Source organism: Pseudomonas sp. PDM22 (assembly GCF_014851965.1).
Taxonomy (GTDB): domain Bacteria; phylum Pseudomonadota; class Gammaproteobacteria; order Pseudomonadales; family Pseudomonadaceae; genus Pseudomonas.
Genome location: NZ_JACVAR010000007.1, coordinates 217,971 through 235,534, shown reverse-complemented (window position 1 = coordinate 235,534; position 17,564 = coordinate 217,971). Strand labels below are relative to the sequence as shown.

The following is a 17,564-nucleotide window of genomic DNA, read 5'->3' as shown; positions in this document are numbered from 1 at the left end:
GCTACTCCTCACAGCGCATCGTGGAAGATCACCCCGAGGGTGAAACGCTCGCCGGTATGCAGGCGACTGACGCCGTGGCGCAGATTGACCCGGTGATAGCCGCGCACGCCGTGAACCGGGCGCTGGGCCACGGCGAACACCACCGCATCGCCCTGCTGCAAAGGCACCACGCTCGCCCGCGACTGCATGCGCGGGCGCTGCTCGGTGAGGACGAATTCGCCGCCCGTGTACTCTTCGCCCGGCCGCGACAGCAGGATCGCCACCTGCAACGGGAAGGCCCGTTCCCCGTAGAGGTCCTGGTGCAGGCAGTTGTAGTCGCCAGCACGGTAGCGCAGCAGCAAGGGGGTCGGCCGCCGCTGGCCGGCGGCGTGGCATTGGTCGAGGAAGCCAGCATGCTCCGGCGGATACTGGATGCCAGTGCCCATGCGCTCCTGCCAGGTGTTGGCGATGACCCGCAGCGGCGGATAGAAGGTTTGACGAAGCTCCTGCAGCAGGGTCGGCAAGGGATAGGCGAAGTAGCGGTATTCGCCGAGGCCGAAGTTGTGCCGGGCCATGACTACGCGGCTGCGAAATGGCGCCTCCTGGTCGTAGAGCGCGCGGAGCGTCTCGCACTGCGCCCTGTCCAGCAGGCCGGGGATCAGCGCGTGGCCGTCGGCGTCGAGTTGCCGGGTGAGTGCGGCCCAGTCCAGGGCGGACAGGGTTCGGGAGAGGAGCATCTTGGCGATCCGTGATGGCAATGCCTCAGTCTAGGACCGCCCCTTTACCGCCCGCGCCCCAAGGCCGACTTTCAAACTTCCCTGTAGGAGCGCCCCATGGGCGCGATCGCGGGCATGGCCCGCTCCTACAGTGTTGGTATCCGCCGCGGTGGCATCGGCGGATAACCCGTTCCGGGTTATTCGCCCTACGGGTACCAGGAAATCAGGTCAGCGGCCGGCCCTGTAGGGCGCATAACGCCTATGGCGTTATCCGCCGCCATGGCGGACAGCCTGCTCCGGGTTATTCGCCCTGCGGTGACCGGCCAATGGGGCCATCCGTCAGGCGTCGTTGTAGACTCGGACATCCACCCCGGACCGACTACCGCCATGAGCACCGAAGACCCGATCCTGCGCGACATTTCCCGCGTCACCCTGCAGCACTACCAGAACAGTGCCCAGTCTTTCCGCGAGGGCACCTGGGACCACGACGTCACCCAGAACATTGCCGCGCTGCTGCGACATATCCAGGGCGAAGCACCTTTCGTGCTGCTCGATTTCGGTTGCGGTCCAGGCCGCGACCTGTGTGCTCTGAAAGGCATGGGGCATGCACCGGTCGGTCTGGACGGCTGCGCCGACTTCGTCGCCATGGCGCGCGAGGCCAGCGGCTGCGAAGTCTGGCAGCAGGACTTCCTCGCTCTTGAGCTGCCTGCCGAGCGCTTCGACGGCATCTATGCCAATGCCAGCCTGTTCCACGTACCGCGCAGCGAGCTGCCGCGTGTGTTGCGCCAGCTGCATGGGGCGCTGAAGCCGGGTGGCGTGCTGTTCAGCTCCAATCCGCGCGGGGAGAATCAGGAAGGCTGGAATGGCGGGCGCTACGGCTCCTACCACGACCTGGAGAACTGGACGCGCCTGCTGGAGAACGCCGGCTTCCGCGAGCTCGAGCACTACTATCGTCCGGCAGGCCTGCCACGGGAGCAGCAGCCCTGGCTGGCGAGCGTGTGGCGCAAGGTTTGAATTGACGCCAGCCCTGCCGGCGGGTCGCGGGCAGGGCCCGCCCCTGAGGGGGAACACGACTCCTCGCAGGGGCGAACCGCGCCAGCGATTCGATCACGCGGGTGTTGCCACCCGCGTCAAACCGCCGATCAGCCCTTCGCCGCCCAGGCGTTGAAGCGCTGCTCCAGGTCCTCGCCGTGGTCGACCCAGAACTCGAAGTTCACCGGCACGGCCTGTTCCAGGTTCGCCGGCGCCGTGTTCAGGCGCTCGATCAGTTTGGGATCGATCAGCTTGTTGGTCCCCAGGTTCACCGAGCCGTAGCCCAGCTTCACGGTGTGGATCTTCTGCTGTTCGGGCGAGAGCGAGAAGGCGATGAAGTCCTCGGCGGCCTTCTTGTTCGGGCTGCCCTTGGGGATCGCCCAGGAGTCGATGGCATACAGGCTGCCGTTCCACACCACCTTCATCGGCACGCCCTCCTCCTGCGCAGCGAAGGCGCGGCCGTTGTAGGCAGTGCTCATGACCACGTCGCCGCTGGCGAGGAACTGCATCGGCTGCGCGCCGGACTCCCACCACTGGATCGACGGCTTGATCTCATCGAGCTTCCTGAACGCGCGGTCCACGCCTTCCTTGGTGGACAGTACCTTGTACAGGTCTTCCTTCTTCACGCCATCGGCCAGCAGGGCGATCTCCAGGGTGTACTTGGCGCCCTTGCGCAGCGAGCGCTTGCCGGGGAATTTCTTCGTGTCCCAGAAATCCGTCCAGCCGGTCGGGCCGTTGGCAAGGCGTTTGCCGTCGTAGACCATGGCCATCGACCAGACCAGCAGGCCGGCGCCGCAGTCGGAGATGGTGCCGGGCACGTAGTCTTCGGCCTTGCCGAGGATCGCCGGGTCGAGTTGTTCGAACAGGCCTTCTTCGCAGCCGCGCAGCAGCTCCGGCCCTTCCACCTGGACGACGTCCCAGTTGACGCCGCCGGTGTCGACCATGGCCTTGATCTTGCCCATTTCGCCGTTGTACTCGCCGGCGATCACCTTCATTCCTTCCTTCTTCTCGAAGGGTTTGTAGAAGGCTTCGGTCTGTACGTCCTTGCTGATGCCACCGAAGGAGATCACGGTCAGGTCAGCAGCCATGGCGCCGGACGCCACGCCCATGAGCAGGGCTCCCAGAATCGGGTTTTTCATTTCCACCTCTTGGCTTTGTTGTTGGCAGATGGTTCAAGCACGCAGGCGCCCGGTCTCTGCGGACCGGGGCACGGTAACAGGGTCAGGTAGGCCTGTTTTTCTTAACTGCGATAGGCGGCCTCGCCGTCCTCGATCAGGCGCAACGCCGATTCCCAGGCCAGCAGGTGCAGGCCGTCGACCAGCGCTTCCTCTTCCTGTACCGCAACGCGCTCGCACACAACGTGCGACGGGTAACACAGCTGGCGGCCACCAGCCAGGGCCTGGACCTGCGCCTGGCAGGCACGTTCGAGAAAGTAGATCTGGTTGAAGGCTTCGGCGATGCAGCGCCCGGTAGCCAGCAGGCCATGGTTGCGCAGGATCATCACCATGTGGCTGCCCAGATCGCCGACCAGGCGCGAGCGCTCGGCCGGGTCCAGGGCAATGCCTTCGTAGTCGTGGTAACCCAGGCGGTTGTAGAACTTCAGCGCGTGCTGGCTGATCGGCAGCAGGCCGTCTTCCTGGGCGGATACCGCGATGCCGGCAGCGGTGTGGGTGTGGATCACGCAGGCCACGTCCTCGCGGGCGGCGTGTACCGCGGAATGGATGTTGAAGCCGGCGCGATTGACGCTTTTCGGCCCGAAGCGCGGATCGATGACGTCGCCCGCGTGGTCGACCTTCACAAGGTCGGAGGCGCGCATTTCATGGAACATCACGCCGTAGCGATTGATCAGGTAGTGGCCCGGCTCGCCCGGCACCCGCGCGGAGATGTGGGTGTCGATGTGGTCGGTCCAGCGGAAGTGCGCAATCAGCCGGTACAGCGCGGCGAGTTCGCAGCGGGCCTGCCACTCTTCGGCGGAAATGCTCGACGGATCGATGTTGTAAGCTGTGTCACGCATGACGGGCTGTCCCTGTTCTTGTTCGGGGGTTCTTATTTCAGGCTGTGCGGCTAATTGCCGCCGTCTGGGACCGAGTGTGCTGGGCGTGCCCGGCCCGCACCATGCACAGGGACAACGCAGAAATTGCAGTGCTGTTATGGTCCGCGGACCTGTACAGATCCTTCCCCACCAGAATCGGACCTTCGGATGCTGTTGCTCGACCCCACCTCGGACATTCCCCTGGTCACCCAGATCGTCGACGGCATCGCCCAGGCCATCGACGAGCAGCGCCTGCGCCCCGGCGCCAAGCTGCCCTCGATCCGCAAGTTCGCCCAGGCCAACGGCGTCAGCCACTTCACCGTGGTCGAGGCGTACGACCGGCTGGTGGCACGCGGCTGCCTGAACGCCGTGCCCAACGCCGGCTTCTATGTGCGCGGCCCGGCAGTCGAGGACAGCGCCAGCGATGAGGCGCCCACCGAATTCGACTTCGATGCGCACCTGCTGCTGCACAAGGTCTTCCAGCCGCTGGGCATGGAGCTGCGGCCCGGCGTCGGCCTGCTGCCCGAACACTGGCTCGACGGCGAAGGCCTGCTGCGCGGCTTGCGCAGCCTGGCGCGGGAAGAACCGACCCAGTTCGGCAACTACGGCCACAGCAAGGGCAACCCAAAGCTGCGCGGCAAGCTGGCCGACCGCCTGGGTGATGCGGGCGTGGCTGCCAGCCCGGAGCAGATTTTGCTGACCGCCGGCGCCAGCCAGGCGCTGGACCTGACCGTGCGCTACCTGGTGCAACGCGGCGACCCGGTGCTCGTTGACGAGCCTGGCTACCACAACCTGTTCCTCAACCTGCGCCTGCAGGGCGCGCAGCTGCTGGGCGTGCCACGCAGCGCCGACGGGCTGGATCTCGACCGCCTGGAGCAACTGGCCCGCGAACACCGCCCCAAGGTCTACTTCACCCAGGCGCGCCTGCAGAGCCCCACCGGCGGCAGCCTGTCGCTGGCTGCCGCTCACCGGCTGCTGCAACTGGCGGAGAAGTACGACTTCCTGATCGTCGAGAACGACATCTACGCCGACCTCGACCCCGCCGGCCAGTTGCTGCTGGCCAACCTCGACCAGCTGGCGCGGGTGATCTACATCAGCAGCCTGTCCAAGGTCATCGCCCCGGCGCTGCGCACCGGCTTCATCGCCGCGCACCCCGAGCTGATCGAGGAGCTGGTGCCGCTGAAGATGGTCAGCGGCCTGACCAGCTCGGAACTCACCGAGACCCTGGCCCTGGACATCCTCCTGCAGGGCCGCCACCGCAAGCACGTGCGCCAGCTGCGCGACCAGCTCGGCGAAGCCCACGACAGCGTGGCGCGACGCCTGGAAGCCGCCGGCCTGGAAATCTTCCATGAACCGCGCGCCGGCCTGTTCCTCTGGGCCCGGCACCGCGCGGTGGATGACGCCACCCTGCTCGCCAGCCGCGCCAAGGAAGCGAAGATCCTGCTGTTCCCCGGCCAGCTGTTCATGCCCGACGGCCGCAGCGTGCCGTGGATGCGCTTCAACGTCGCGCACTCGCTGGACGAGCGGCTGTACGCTTTTCTATCGGCACAAAGCGAAGTGCCGGGCTGACGGTCACAAAAATCGCGGGCGCCGAGTCCAAGGAAGAACAGCCGGTCTTTCGCCCGGCAAGTCAGGAGGACACCGTGAAATTTCCCGCCATCGACCCGCAACAGCTGCAACGCGCCCAGCAAGGCGACCCCGCCGCCCTCGACGCACTGCTGGTGGCCCTGCAATCACCGGTCTACAACCTCGCCCTGCGCATGCTCGGCCGCCGAGAAGATGCCCAGGACGCCAGCCAGGAAATCCTCCTGCGCATCACCACGCACCTCGCCAGCTTCCGCGGCGACAGCCAGTTCTCCACCTGGGCTTTCCGCATCGCAAGCAACGCGCTGCTGACTGCGCGCACCAAGGTCCGAGAGACGCCCACCGTGTCGCTGGAAGCTCTGGCGGAGAAGCTCGACCTCGGCCTGCGCCTGGCGGAGGCCAATGAACGCCCGCTGGAGCCCGCCGACAAGCTCGCCGCCGAGCGCATCGCCCTGGCCTGCACCCAGGGCATGCTGATGTGCCTGGAGCGCGAGCAGCGCCTGGCCTATGTGCTCGACATCGCCTTCGGGCTGGACTCGGAGACGGCGGCGGCGGTGCTGGAGATCGAGCCGGCGGCCTATCGCAAGCGCCTGTCTCGGGCACGTCAGCGCCTGGATGAGTTCATGCAGCAGCACTGCGGGCTGGTCAACGCGCAGGCGGCCTGCTCCTGCGAGCGTCAGGCACTGGCCCTGCCAGTGGGCGCCAGCGACACCCGCAAGGCCGAGAGCGAGCTGCTCGCCCTCACCCGCCTGGCGGATGCGGCGGCGGTGTTCCGCGCCCACCCGGATTACCGCGTCCCGCAACGGGTCATCGAAACCGTCCGCGCCGTGCTGCAGCAGCACACCGGAGGCTGGCAATGAACGCGATCGCCGACCTGGGCTACCCCGAGGGCTTCGCGCCACTGCAGCGACGCAATCCATTGCTGGACCTGCTCGGTCCGTTCCTGGTGCGCGGCGAGGGCGAATCCCTGGAGCTCGGCCTGCTGCTGGACGAGCGCCACACCAACAGTCGCGGCGGCGTACACGGTGGCATCCTCGCCACCCTGGCGGACATCGGCATGGGCTACGCCATGGCCTTCTCCAGCCAGCCGCCGCAGCCGCTGGTCACCGCCAGTCTGACCCTGGACTACGTCTCCACTGCGCAGGTCGGCGACTGGTTGAGCATCCGCCTGCTGCACTGCCGGCGCGGCCGGCAGATGGCCTTCGCCAATGCGCTGCTGTCGGTGGGCGACAAGGTGGTGGCGCAGGCCAGTGCGGTGTTCGCGGTCCCGCACTGATCCAGCGGATATCGCCAGCGGGCGCGCGAGGCCTTAGACTTGCCGCCCATCAGCAACCGCCAGCAAGAGATCACTATGGGCGCCCAGTGGAAAGCCAAACATAAAGAAGTCGCCGCCAACGCCAAGGGCCGCATCTTCGGCAAACTGTCGAAGGAAATCATGATCGCCGCGCGCAATGGCGCCGACCCGGACATGAACCCGAAACTGCGCCTGGTCGTCGAGCAGGCCAAGAAGGCCTCGATGCCGCGCGATACTCTGGAGCGCGCCATCAAGAAGGGCGCCGGCCTGCTGGACGGCGCCGCCACCTTCGAGCGCGTGGTCTACGAAGGCTTCGCCCCGCACCGCGTGCCGGTGATCGTCGAGTGCCTGACCGACAACGTGAACCGCACCATCGCGGAAATCCGCGTGCTGTTCCGCAAAGGCCAGCTGGGCGCTTCCGGTTCGGTCTCCTGGGACTTCGACTACCTGGGCCTGGTCGAGGCCACCCCGGCCAGCGCTGACGCCGACCCGGAACTGGCCGCCATCGAAGCCGGCGCCCAGGACTTCGAGCCGGGCGAGGAAGAAGGCGACACCCTGTTCCTCACCGACTCCACCGATCTGGACGCCGTCTGCCGCGCCCTGCCCGAGCACGGTTTCACCGTCGCCTCGGCCAAGCTCGGCTACAAGGCGAAGAACCCGGTGAGCCTGTCCGACGCGGAGCTGGAGGAAGTCGAAGCCTTCCTCGATGCCCTCGACGGCAACGACGACGTGCAGAACCTCTACGTCGGCCTGGCGTAACAGCAAGGCACCCCAGGGGAGATGGGGCAAACCCGTCTCCCTCGCACCACCGTCAGTACAGCCCGGTCGCGCTCCCCGGTTCGAACACCGGAGTTTCGTTGGCCTGGATCATGTTGTAGCTCAGCATGAAGGTCACGCCGCCCTCGCTGCCCAGCGCCTGGCTGACCCAGCCGATGGGGTTGTTGAACAGCGAATCATCCGGGTTGAGCACACCGATAGCTGCCGAGTCGGGATCGTTGTCCCAGGTGACATCACCCCAGTGCCACCCCAGCCCCAGCACGAACTGCCGTCCCAGCAGGGCACCGAGCGCGAACACCGTGTCATCGTCCACCTCACGCTGCTGCGCCTTGGCTTCGCGCACGTACTGGGTAATCGCCGCGACCACCTCATGGGGTGGCAACTCGGGCGCCAGCTGAAGCAGCACCAGTCCCTGCTGTTGCAGATCTTCCAGTTGTTGTTCCAGTTCCGCCGACAGCGGGATGATTTCAGCCATGCTTCCTTCTCCTCAAACGGTTCCCGCGCTGTCCTGGCGGGTCCCTGTCACTGTTGAAACTTCCATCCTGCCGACACTCAAACGGCGCGGCCCATCAGTACGTCCTGGCTGCCTTCGGCCTTTTCCCGCAGGAAATCCCAGGTAGTGCGCATCCGCGCGATGTCCTTGAGTTCGGTCGGCATCAGCATCCAGAAGGTCCGCACGAACTCGATTTCCCCTGCCAGCACCGGCTGCAGCGACGGGTCTTCGGCTGCCGCGAACGCCGGCAGGATCGCCAGCCCGGCGCCCTCCGACACCGCGCGCTGCTGGGCGAGGATGCTGGTGCAGCGCAGCGCCATGTGCAACGGCCGGCCGATCTCGTCGAGGTACTGCAGCTCCTTGCTGTAGAGCAGGTCGTCGACGTAGCCGACCAGGGCGTGCTCGCGCAGGTCGTCGCGGTTGCGGATCGGCCCGCGCTCGGCGAGGTAGTCCTGCGAGGCGTAGAGGCGCAGCACGTAGTCGGTCAGCCGGGTAATCAGGTAAGGCCCGCGGCCGGGGCGCTCCAGGGTGATCACTATGTCCGCCTCGTGGCGCGACAGCTGCAACGCCCGTGGGACCGCCAGCAGGTCCACACCCAGGTGCGGGTGGCGCTGGTTCAGCTCCACCAGTTGCGAGGTCAGCAGCGTCGAGCCGTAACCCTCGGTGGCGCCGATGCGTACCTTGCCGGAGAGATTGTCTTCGGCGCCGGCCAGGCGCTTCTCGATCACCTTGCAGGCGCTTTCCATGGCCTCGGCCTGGGGCAGCAGCCCGTGACCGGCCTCGGTCAGCCGATAGCCGGCGGGCTCGCGCACCAGCAGTTGGGCGCCGATGCTCTTCTCCAGCGCCTGCAGGCGGCGGGCGACCGTGGTGTGGTCCACGCCCAGGCGTCGCGCGGCCACGGTCAGCTTGCCGGCCCGGGAAAGCTCGAGGAAAAACCGCAGGTTGTCCCAGTCCATATCTGCCTCAGCACGGGCCGTGTCTGCAAAAATGCAGAGCATACTTGCACATCGCCTCATTGAGCACATCAAAAATGCACTGCTAGGATCGTTCCAGACAACAAGAAAGCCTTCAGGCTGGGAGAACCCCGATGACTGCAACTGCCGTCCCGACCGTCAAACTCTTCCTCGACGGCAAGCCCGTCGAGTCCACCACCACCGAATGGCGCGACGTGATCAACCCCGCCACCCAGGAAGTCCTCGCCCGCGTGCCCTTCGCCACGCCCGAGGAAGTCGAGCGCGCGGTAGCCAGCGCCAAGGCCGCGTTCAAGACCTGGAAGAAGACGCCCATCGGCGCCCGCGCGCGCATCTTCCTCAAGTACCAGCAGCTGATCCGCGAGAACATGAAGGAACTAGCGGCGATCCTCACCGCCGAACAGGGCAAGACCCTGCCCGATGCCGAGGGCGACGTGTTCCGCGGCCTGGAAGTGGTCGAGCACGCCGCAGGGATCGGCAATCTGCAACTGGGCGAGCTGGCCAACAACGTGGCCGGCGGCGTCGATACCTTCACCATCCTGCAGCCCATCGGCGTCTGCGCCGGTATCACCCCCTTCAACTTCCCGGCGATGATTCCGCTGTGGATGTTCCCGATGGCCATCGCCACCGGCAACACCTTCGTCCTCAAGCCCTCCGAGCAGGACCCGATGGTGACCATGCGCCTGGTCGAGCTGGCCCATGAAGCCGGCGTTCCGCCGGGCGTGCTCAACGTCATCCATGGCGGCCCGGACGTGGTGAACGCCATCTGCGACCACCCGGACATCAAGGCCGTCTCCTTCGTCGGCTCCACCCGCGTCGGCACCCACGTCTACAACCGCGCATCCCAGGCCGGCAAGCGCGTGCAGTGCATGATGGGAGCGAAGAACCACGCCATCGTGCTGCCCGACGCCAACAAGGAGCAGACCCTCAACGCCATTGCCGGTGCGGCCTTCGGCGCCGCCGGGCAACGCTGCATGGCGCTGTCGGTGGCGATTCTGGTGGGTGAAGCCCACGACTGGATTCCCGACCTGGTGGCCAAGGCCAAGACCCTCAAGGTCAGCGGCGGTACCGAGGCCAATACCGACGTCGGCCCGCTGGTCTCCTGTGCGGCGCTGGATCGCGTCAGCGGCCTGATCGAACGCGGTACCCAGGAAGGCGCCAGGCTGGAGCTGGACGGCCGCAACCCGCAGGTGGCCGGCTACGCCAAGGGCAATTTCGTCGGCCCGACCGTGTTCTCCGGCGTCACCCCGCAGATGACCATCTACCGCGAGGAGATTTTCGGCCCGGTACTCTGCGTGGTGTCGGTAAAGACCTTCGACGAGGCCATCGAGCTGATCAACGCCAACCCCAACGGCAACGGCACCGCGCTGTTCACTCGCTCCGGCGCTGCCGCGCGGCACTTCAAGGAAGAGATCGATGTCGGCCAGGTGGGCATCAACGTGCCGATCCCGGTGCCGGTGCCGCTGTTCTCCTTCACCGGCTCGCGCGGCTCCAAGCTGGGCGACCTGGGCCCGTACGGCAAGCAGGTGGTGCAGTTCTACACCCAGACCAAGACCGTCACCGAACGCTGGTTCGACGAGAACGAGGTCGGCGGCGCGGTGAACACCACCATCAACCTCAAATAAATCAGCCTGCCCGCCCGCTCGCCCCGAGCCGATCCGGACTTCAGCAAGGATGCTGTTCCGGACCCGGCACCACGCGGGCGGGCACCTCCTTTCGCGCCTGATCGACCGGGCGCCCCGAACAAGAAGAAGAGGACCATCCCATGCGCATCGGCTTCATCGGACTCGGCAACATGGGCGGCCCCATGGCCGCCAACCTGCTCAAGGCCGGCTTCGACCTGAGCGTCTTCGATCTCTCCGCCAAGGCCGTGGAAGCGGCCGTCGCCCTCGGCGCCCGCGCCCTGGCATCCCCCGCCGAAGTGGCGCGCGACGATGTCGAGGTGATCATCACCATGCTGCCCGCCGCCGCCCACGTGAAGCAGGTCTTCCTCGGTGACGACGGCCTGCTGGCCAACGTGCAACCCGGCGTGCTGCTGATTGATTCGTCCACCATCGACCCGCTGAACGCCCGTGACGTCAGCGCCGCCGCCCTCACCCACGGCAACCCGATGCTCGATGCGCCGGTTTCCGGCGGCACCGCTGGCGCTGCCGCAGGCACCCTGACCTTCATGGTCGGTGGCGATCAGGCCGACTTCGATCGCGCCCGCCCGGTACTCGCGGCGATGGGCAAGAACATCGTGCACTGCGGCGGCGCCGGTAACGGCCAGGTGGCCAAGGTGGCGAACAACCTGCTGCTGGGCATCTCCATGATCGGTGTGGCGGAAGCCATGTCCCTGGGCGTGAAGCTGGGCATGGACGCAGAAGTGCTGGCCGGCATCATCAACACCTCCAGCGGCCGCTGCTGGAGCTCCGAAGTGAACAACCCGCTCACCGGCGCCCCGGCGGCGCGCGGCTACAGCGGCGGCTTCGGCACCGACCTGATGCTCAAGGACCTCGGTCTGGCCAGCGAGGCAGCGCGCCAAGTGCGCCAGCCCGTGCTGCTCGGCGCCCTGGCCCAGCAGCTGTTCCAGACCTTCAGCAACCAGGGCAACGGTCAGCTGGACTTCTCGGCCATCGTGAAGCTGTACGAACAGGGCTGATCTCGGCAATTCCCTGCAGGAGCGTGCCATGGACGCGATCGCGTGCATGGCACGCTCCCACGGGGGCCAGCGAACCGCATCCCCGCCTCTATCTCGGCTATCATGCGCGCTCCGCCCCACCGGATGCCGCCCGATGATCCTCCGCCCGCAAACCCCGACACTCTGGGTCCTGCTGTTCTCCCTCAAGGGTTCGATCATCCCCGCCATCTGGCGCAAGGTGCTCTACACGGTACTGCTCAGCTCACTGGTAGTGGCCACCCACGGCACCCTGTATCACTACAAGGTGATCATCACCTCCACGCCCTTCACCCTCTGGGGCCTGACGCTGGCGATCTTCCTCGGCTTCCGCAACAACGTCGCCTACCAGCGCTTCTGGGAAGCGCGCACGCTGTGGGGCGAACTGCTGATCGTCACCCGCAACCTGGCTCGGCAGACCCGCTCGCTCCTGCCGGACCTGGACAGCGAAGGCCGTCGCCAACTGGGTAATCAGCTGATCGCCTTCAGCTACGCCCTGCGCGACCAGTTGCGCGGCACCCCGCAAAGCGAGGACCTACGCCGCCTGCTGGGCGACGAAGCCGCCGCGCTGGCTACCAGCCGCAGCCCGACCAACGTGCTGCTCGCCAGCCTCGGCCAGCGCTTCGCCGACCGTGGCCGCGCCAGCGGCGCCAGCGACATCACCCTGGCCGCCATCGACCAGCAGATGACCCGCCTGTCGTACGTGCTGGGTGGCTGCGAGCGCATCCGCAACACGCCGATCCCCTACCCGTACATCCTGATGCTGCACCGCATCGTGCACGTCTATTGCTTCCTGCTCCCGTTCTGCCTGGTGGACAGCATCGGCTGGTTCACCCCGCTGGCGGTGTGCGTGCTGGCCTACACCTTCTTCGGGCTGGATGCACTGGGCGACCAGATCGCCGACCCTTTCGATACCCAACCCAACGACCTGCCGCTGGACGCCATGAGCCGCAACATGGAAATCGCCGTGCTGGAAATCCTCGGCGAGACCGACCTGCCCGAACCGCTGAAGCCGGTGGACGGCCTGCTGCTCTGATCCGGACTTGAGGACCCCTGAATGAACCACCTGAAAGACGTGCCGCTGAACAAGGCCTACCTGCTGCTCAACCACGGCCCGAGCACCATAGTCACCAGCGAGCACGAGGGTGTCGCCAACGTCATGGCCGCCGCCTGGGTCATGCCGCTGGACTTCGATCCGCCCAAGTTGATGCTGGTGCTCGACCGCAACACCTGGTCGCGCCATCTGGTGGAAGGCTCGGCCGTCTTCGTCATCCAGCTGCCGACGCGCCAGCAGGCTGAGCTGACCCTGGCGGTTGGCTCGAGCAACGGTGGCGAAGGCAACAAGTTCGAGCAGCTGGACATTCGCACTTCCCGTGCGAAGCAGGTCGAGGCGCCGATCGTCGATGGCTGCGTCGCCTACCTGGAGTGCAAGGTGATCAGCGAGCCACACAACCAGGAGAAGTACGACCTGTTCATCGCCGAAGTAGTCGCCGCCTATGCGGATGAGCGCGCCTTCTCCAATGGCCGCTGGCACTTCCCCAGCGACGAGCTGCGCACCATTCATTACCAGGCCGGCGGCGCCTTCTTCGCCACCGGCGAGGCGTTCCAGGTCAGTCGGGGCTGACCGGCTGCCAGGTTGCCGGCGCCGAGCCCAGCTCGGAGGCCGGCAGCTCCCAGTAGAGCGGCGAGCCCGCGACCTGCAGCGGCGGACGCAAGCGCCGCGCGTGCCCCCAGGGCGTTGTCTCGATGCCCGGTGCCAGATCGGCGGTTGTCTCCGCCGCCAGCTCCAGCGAACCCACCGACGAAACTCCCGCCTCCAGCAGGCATTGCGCCGTGCGCGCCAGGGACAGGCGCCAACGACTCCCGCGGCCGCTACGCCGGCGCTCGGCCAATCCACGCAAGGCCGCCGCAGCGATCAGGTAGCCGGTGGCATGATCGAGCGCCTGCACCGGCAAGGGGACGGGTTTGTCTTCGCCCCGCCAGACGCGCCCGGCCTCGGCGATGCCGCTGCTCATCTGCACCAGGCTGTCGAAACCGCGCCTGTCGCTCCAGGGGCCCGACCAGCCGTAGGCATTCAGGCTGACATCCACCAATCCCGGCGCAATGGTCCGCCGTACATCGGCGCCGAACCCCAGGCGGTCCAGGGCATCGGCCCTATAGCCGTGCACCAGCACATCGGCGCTGGCGAGCAGCGCCTGGAAGCGCTCGCGGCCCGCAGGCTGGCGCAGGTCCAGACGCGCGCAGTGCTTGCCCAGGGTGACTTCCGGCACCACGCCAGGCTCATCCCAATCCGGCGGATCGATGCGCAGGACCTCGGCGCCAAAGCCGGCAAGAAAGCGTGTGGCAATCGGCCCGGCCAGCACGCGCGTCAGGTCCAGCACGCGCAATCCGGCCAAGGGGCGCTCGCGGTCGATCTCGATATCCAGAGAAGGCGCGGACACCAGCTGGAGATCGCGCAATACCAGCGGCTCGCGGGCAACGGCGAGGCCTTGCGGGTGCTGTTTCCAGGCGTCCCAGGAGCGCATCTCGGCCGCACAGCCGCCTTCCTCCACGATCGCCAGTTCCAGTTCGCCCGCATCCCAATTCGCCACGGCGTCTGCGACCCGATCACGATCATTCTCGGTACCGAGCACCCGAAGGGCAGCGGCGCGGTGATGCGGGGCATTGGTGTGCAGGCGAACCCAACCGTCGCGGGTGCGGTAGTTGCCGGCGATGGCGTCCCACAGGTCGGGAGGCGTCCAACCCTGGGCGCGCAAGGAAGTGGAGAACCAGAAGGAAGCCAGCCGGCGGTCCACGACCAGGGACGTGGCGGCACCGGAGTCCGGCTCCAGCCACTCGCCCAGCGCGAGCCCCGCGCTGGCGATGCTGGCGGCGGCCAGTTCGGTGACGAAGAAAGCCGAAGGCAGGGAGCCTTCGCTGCGAAAGGCCAGGTGACTCAGGCGTTCGGCCTGGCCGCCCAGGGCAATCCAAAGTCGCTCCGCAAGAACACGCTGCATCTCTATCTCCGCCTTTTCCTTGGAATTTCACCTTAGCCGCGCAGCGTCAGACGGGCGAGCCGACCTTGGTCGACAGGCAATAAAAAGCCCGCAATCAAGCGGGCTTTTCGATGGGGAGCTAGTCCTTTAGCTGGTTTTCATCCTCTGCCCCCGAGTGTGAAAAAAACGTGAAGCGAGGGGCAGCCGAAACATTTTGTTGGAGATCCACTCTCTGGAGGCTAGCGCTCAGCTCGAATAGTCCAGCGCGGTCCAGACGCGGCTGAGCCCATCGCTGATCTGGCAGCTCGACAGGTCATCCGCTGCACCCCGCGAGGACAGACGCACGGTGGAGTCGCCCTCGCCTTCAGTCAGCCACTGCAGGCGGCCACAGTTGGGCGTGTCGATCACATAGCTGGCGGCGATGGCCGAGCGCTCCTTCGGCAGGCGGATGGCGTCGCGTACCGTGCCGCGCTCCTCGATGCGCTTGCCGTCGGCCACCAGCACGGCCCAGGCCTCCTTGCCCTCGATGATGAGGTAGGCGCCATTGGCGCGCGGGACGTCCGCCTGGGGCTGGGCACAACCCGCCAGCATCGCCACACCTGCGCAAAGCATCAGTTTCTGCAACATCGCCATCGCTCCTGTTCTTCGAAGAGTGCCCGCCAGGCCAGTGGCGACGGGCACTTCAGGGTTTCTGTCAGACCGCGAGAGGGATACTAGGAGAAAATACTGTTCATGCATACAGTATTTTGCGAAAATTTTTTAAACCTCGACGAAAGGCCACAGTCCATTGGCTACGTCGATCACCTCGGATCACAGGGCATGGGCCAGAATCCCATTGAGGAGCAAGCGATGGTGAGCATCCATCAGCTGAAATACACCGTGAACCACATGGCCATCGATGAAGTCAGCGAAGCCGTATCGGAACTGCTGCTGGAGGGATTGGTCACAGAGGGCAAGACGCCCTTCAGCCGCACCCACTTCAACGTCTGCTTCGCGGAAATCGAGGCCCTGATGCAGCGCGCCGGCTATCACCGGCCGCTGGATGTGGTGGGCTACCAGGGCCAGGCCTATGCCATGTTCGATCCCAGTCGCTGGGATGCCGTGGAAGTCCTGCGCTGGCTGAAGGAGTACGTCGAGGAATCGAAGGCGGTCAGCACCGCCTGAGCGCGCGGGCTTTTTCGCAGGTCGCGGTTGCGGGAGCAGCGACTTGCGAAGGCCCACCCGGCGCACTAATGTCCCATGCACTTTTCCCCGCTTGCCGAATCAAGGACGATTCCATGAGCGACCCTTCCTCCGACGACAGCTGGCTCTGGGCCTACCGCAAACTCCGTAGCTGGGATGTGGGCCGGGTCAGCTCCGCGTTCCTCGCCACACTCTTCCACTGGCGCGGCGATACCGGGCTGTTCTACAGCCACGGCGGCCTGCGCAAATCCCGCCTGACCCGCGACGACCTGATCGACTGATCCGACCTACTGCTGCTGGTAATAGCCATTACCGCGCGGATAGACCGCGCCGTTGGGGTATTCGATGCTCTGCCGGATGCCACCGCTGCCCTGGTCGATGATCACTGTGCCCGAGCGCGTCTCGCCGTAGCTGCGCGGCACCTGCACACCGCCATAACCGTCATTGCGCTGCCAACTGGAGGAACTCTCCACGCTGCCGCTCGCACCCGGGCTGATGTAGATGCGCTGGATCACTGGCGGCGACTGCTGCCAGTGCGGCTGGCCCTGATAGTTCTGCTGGGACTGTCTTTCCTGCGTGGAAAACTGCTGCGCGTAGACGGGTAGCGCCAGGGCACAACAGGCGATTGCCCCAAGGATCCTGAGACCGATCATGGCGAGCTCCCGACTGGTGGAAAGGCTCCAGCTTACCAAGCCTCGCCGCTCAGTACAGAGCAGTGCGAAAATTCAATATAAATACTTATATATCAGCATGTTACAATACAAACATCATGTCAACTATAGGAAAAAGTCTCCTCAGGGTACTGCTTGTCGCCATAGCCCCGTACGACTCCCTCATCCCTCGTTTAAACAACCGGATAGCGTCGATTCTTAAAGCTTTTTATATAATATTTTTCCCTTTAAAAACAATCAGATAAATAGATTTTCTAAACCTTTACAAGAGACATCAGGGGTCTGCTGCGAAGCGTTCCCAGCGGGCGCATACCGCGGCGGCCCAGCCCTCGCCTCCAGCCGGGAAATCCAGCCCTTGCCATTCCATTGCCACGATTGGCATTTCTTTCTCAATCAGTAAGATGCAGCGACTTTCGTAAGGAACGCCTCATGTTCGGACGCTGCCTGACCCTGCTGCTGATCCTCGCCATCCCCACCGTCGCCTCCGCCGCCGCCCCGCGCACTTTCGAGGAAGCCAAGAAGGTCGGGCGCAAGCTGTATGCCCGCCAGTCGGTGGAGTTCTATTGCGGCTGCCGCTACAACGGCACCAAGGTCGACCTGAAGAGCTGCGGCTATACCCCGCGCAAGAATGCCAACCGGGCTTCGCGCATCGAGTGGGAGCACATTGTCCCCGCGTGGGTGATCGGCCATCAGCGTCAGTGCTGGCAGAGCGGCGGGCGCAAGAACTGCTCGCGCAATGACCGGGTGTACCAGAAGGCCGAGGCCGACCTGCACAACCTCGTGCCGAGCATCGGCGAGGTGAACGGTGACCGTGCCAACTACAGCTTCGGCTGGCTGCAGCAGAAGCCCTCGCAGTACGGCGCCTGCCCGATGGTGGTGGACTTCAAGGCGCGCAAGGCCATGCCCCGCGCGCAGATTCGCGGCATGATCGCCCGCACCTACTTCTACATGAGCGACCGCTACGGCCTGAAGCTGTCCAACCAGGACCGCCAGCTGTTCACCGCCTGGAGCAAGCAGTACCCGGTGGAAGCCTGGGAGCGGCAGCGAAACCAGATGGTTGGCTGCGTGATGGGCTGGGGCAACCCTTATGTCGGCCCGATCGAAACCGACCGCTGCCCGACGCCGAAAGTGGCCAGGCGCTGAAGCCTGGCGACAGCCGCAGGCGCCAGCAGTAGACTCCGACAGCCGTCCCGCGTGACGAG

At 65.8% G+C, this 17,564-nt stretch carries 20 protein-coding genes; 12 read left to right on the top strand and 8 right to left on the bottom strand.

What is annotated here, in order from left to right; translation table 11 throughout:
• Positions 1-8: 8 nt before the first annotated feature.
• Positions 9-716, bottom strand: a complete 708-nt coding sequence (locus tag IB255_RS24495) for a 2OG-Fe(II) oxygenase (RefSeq protein WP_192210963.1) — start codon at positions 714-716, stop codon at positions 9-11.
• 366 nt (positions 717-1,082) lie between these two features.
• On the opposite strand from IB255_RS24495, the gene IB255_RS24490 reads away from it, so the two are divergent.
• On the top strand, positions 1,083-1,709 hold the full coding sequence (locus tag IB255_RS24490) for a class I SAM-dependent methyltransferase (protein ID WP_192210962.1): 627 nt from the start codon (positions 1,083-1,085) through the stop codon (positions 1,707-1,709).
• Positions 1,710-1,837: 128 nt separating this feature from the next.
• On the opposite strand, the gene IB255_RS24485 is transcribed toward IB255_RS24490, so the two are convergent.
• Together IB255_RS24485 and IB255_RS24480 are read right to left on the bottom strand one after the other, a co-directional pair.
• Positions 1,838-2,866: an ABC transporter substrate-binding protein gene (locus tag IB255_RS24485; protein ID WP_192210961.1), complete on the bottom strand. Its 1,029-nt coding sequence runs from the start codon at positions 2,864-2,866 to the stop codon at positions 1,838-1,840.
• Positions 2,867-2,967: 101 nt separating this feature from the next.
• The gene (locus IB255_RS24480) at positions 2,968-3,741 is read right to left on the bottom strand and encodes a class II aldolase/adducin family protein (protein ID WP_081520435.1); all 774 of its coding nucleotides are present in this window, start codon (positions 3,739-3,741) and stop codon (positions 2,968-2,970) included.
• 186 nt (positions 3,742-3,927) lie between these two features.
• Here IB255_RS24480 and IB255_RS24475 point away from each other — a divergent pair, with 186 nt between their 5' ends.
• The 4 genes from IB255_RS24475 (at position 3,928) to IB255_RS24460 (ending at position 7,396) form a co-directional block, all read left to right on the top strand.
• The gene (locus IB255_RS24475) at positions 3,928-5,328 is read left to right on the top strand and encodes a PLP-dependent aminotransferase family protein (RefSeq protein ID WP_081520436.1); all 1,401 of its coding nucleotides are present in this window, start codon (positions 3,928-3,930) and stop codon (positions 5,326-5,328) included.
• A gap of 74 nt (positions 5,329-5,402) precedes the next feature.
• On the top strand, positions 5,403-6,203 hold the full coding sequence (locus tag IB255_RS24470) for an RNA polymerase sigma factor (RefSeq protein WP_168190546.1): 801 nt from the start codon (positions 5,403-5,405) through the stop codon (positions 6,201-6,203).
• Entirely contained in the window at positions 6,200-6,619 is a 420-nt protein-coding gene (locus tag IB255_RS24465) for a PaaI family thioesterase (RefSeq protein WP_081520438.1), read from the top strand. Before IB255_RS24470 ends, IB255_RS24465 begins: the two co-directional genes overlap by 4 nt.
• 75 nt (positions 6,620-6,694) lie before the next feature.
• Positions 6,695-7,396 (top strand): YebC/PmpR family DNA-binding transcriptional regulator, encoded by a 702-nt coding sequence (locus tag IB255_RS24460; RefSeq protein ID WP_081520439.1) that lies wholly within the window; start codon positions 6,695-6,697, stop codon positions 7,394-7,396.
• Positions 7,397-7,448: 52 nt separating this feature from the next.
• On the opposite strand, the gene IB255_RS24455 is transcribed toward IB255_RS24460, so the two are convergent.
• Complete coding sequence (locus IB255_RS24455) at positions 7,449-7,889, bottom strand: hypothetical protein (protein WP_081520440.1); 441 nt, start codon at positions 7,887-7,889, stop codon at positions 7,449-7,451.
• A gap of 77 nt (positions 7,890-7,966) precedes the next feature.
• Positions 7,967-8,863: a LysR family transcriptional regulator gene (locus tag IB255_RS24450; RefSeq protein ID WP_081520441.1), complete on the bottom strand. Its 897-nt coding sequence runs from the start codon at positions 8,861-8,863 to the stop codon at positions 7,967-7,969.
• Positions 8,864-8,994: 131 nt separating this feature from the next.
• Between IB255_RS24450 and IB255_RS24445 the strand changes: the two genes are divergently transcribed.
• From IB255_RS24445 to IB255_RS24430, 4 genes are all read left to right on the top strand, one after another.
• On the top strand, positions 8,995-10,503 hold the full coding sequence (locus IB255_RS24445; RefSeq protein ID WP_081520442.1) for a CoA-acylating methylmalonate-semialdehyde dehydrogenase: 1,509 nt from the start codon (positions 8,995-8,997) through the stop codon (positions 10,501-10,503).
• A gap of 140 nt (positions 10,504-10,643) precedes the next feature.
• A complete protein-coding gene (mmsB, locus tag IB255_RS24440; RefSeq protein ID WP_081520443.1) occupies positions 10,644-11,519 on the top strand; it encodes a 3-hydroxyisobutyrate dehydrogenase in 876 nt (291 codons plus the stop codon).
• Positions 11,520-11,652: 133 nt separating this feature from the next.
• Entirely contained in the window at positions 11,653-12,570 is a 918-nt protein-coding gene (locus IB255_RS24435; protein WP_081520444.1) for a bestrophin family protein, read from the top strand.
• 21 nt (positions 12,571-12,591) lie between these two features.
• Positions 12,592-13,158, top strand: a complete 567-nt coding sequence (locus tag IB255_RS24430) for a flavin reductase family protein (RefSeq protein WP_081520445.1) — start codon at positions 12,592-12,594, stop codon at positions 13,156-13,158.
• Here the strand turns inward: IB255_RS24430 and IB255_RS24425 are convergent.
• Both IB255_RS24425 and IB255_RS24420 read right to left on the bottom strand, forming a co-directional pair.
• Positions 13,145-14,530 carry a CoA transferase gene (locus IB255_RS24425; RefSeq protein ID WP_192210960.1) on the bottom strand — a complete coding sequence of 462 codons (1,386 nt, stop codon included), beginning with the start codon at positions 14,528-14,530 and terminating at the stop codon, positions 13,145-13,147. The two genes, IB255_RS24430 and IB255_RS24425, sit on opposite strands and share 14 nt — an antisense overlap.
• Positions 14,531-14,755: 225 nt before the next feature.
• The gene (locus tag IB255_RS24420) at positions 14,756-15,136 is read right to left on the bottom strand and encodes a hypothetical protein (RefSeq protein ID WP_081520447.1); all 381 of its coding nucleotides are present in this window, start codon (positions 15,134-15,136) and stop codon (positions 14,756-14,758) included.
• A 222-nt stretch (positions 15,137-15,358) separates the two neighbouring features.
• Between IB255_RS24420 and IB255_RS24415 the strand changes: the two genes are divergently transcribed.
• Together IB255_RS24415 and IB255_RS24410 are read left to right on the top strand one after the other, a co-directional pair.
• On the top strand, positions 15,359-15,673 hold the full coding sequence (locus tag IB255_RS24415; protein ID WP_081520448.1) for a transcriptional regulator: 315 nt from the start codon (positions 15,359-15,361) through the stop codon (positions 15,671-15,673).
• A gap of 113 nt (positions 15,674-15,786) precedes the next feature.
• Positions 15,787-15,972: a hypothetical protein gene (locus IB255_RS24410; protein ID WP_081520449.1), complete on the top strand. Its 186-nt coding sequence runs from the start codon at positions 15,787-15,789 to the stop codon at positions 15,970-15,972.
• Between the two features lie 6 nt (positions 15,973-15,978).
• On the opposite strand, the gene IB255_RS24405 is transcribed toward IB255_RS24410, so the two are convergent.
• Positions 15,979-16,344 (bottom strand): hypothetical protein, encoded by a 366-nt coding sequence (locus tag IB255_RS24405; protein WP_081520450.1) that lies wholly within the window; start codon positions 16,342-16,344, stop codon positions 15,979-15,981.
• Between the two features lie 447 nt (positions 16,345-16,791).
• Between IB255_RS24405 and IB255_RS24400 the strand changes: the two genes are divergently transcribed.
• Positions 16,792-17,505: an endonuclease gene (locus IB255_RS24400; protein ID WP_081520451.1), complete on the top strand. Its 714-nt coding sequence runs from the start codon at positions 16,792-16,794 to the stop codon at positions 17,503-17,505.
• Positions 17,506-17,564: the final 59 nt, after the last annotated feature.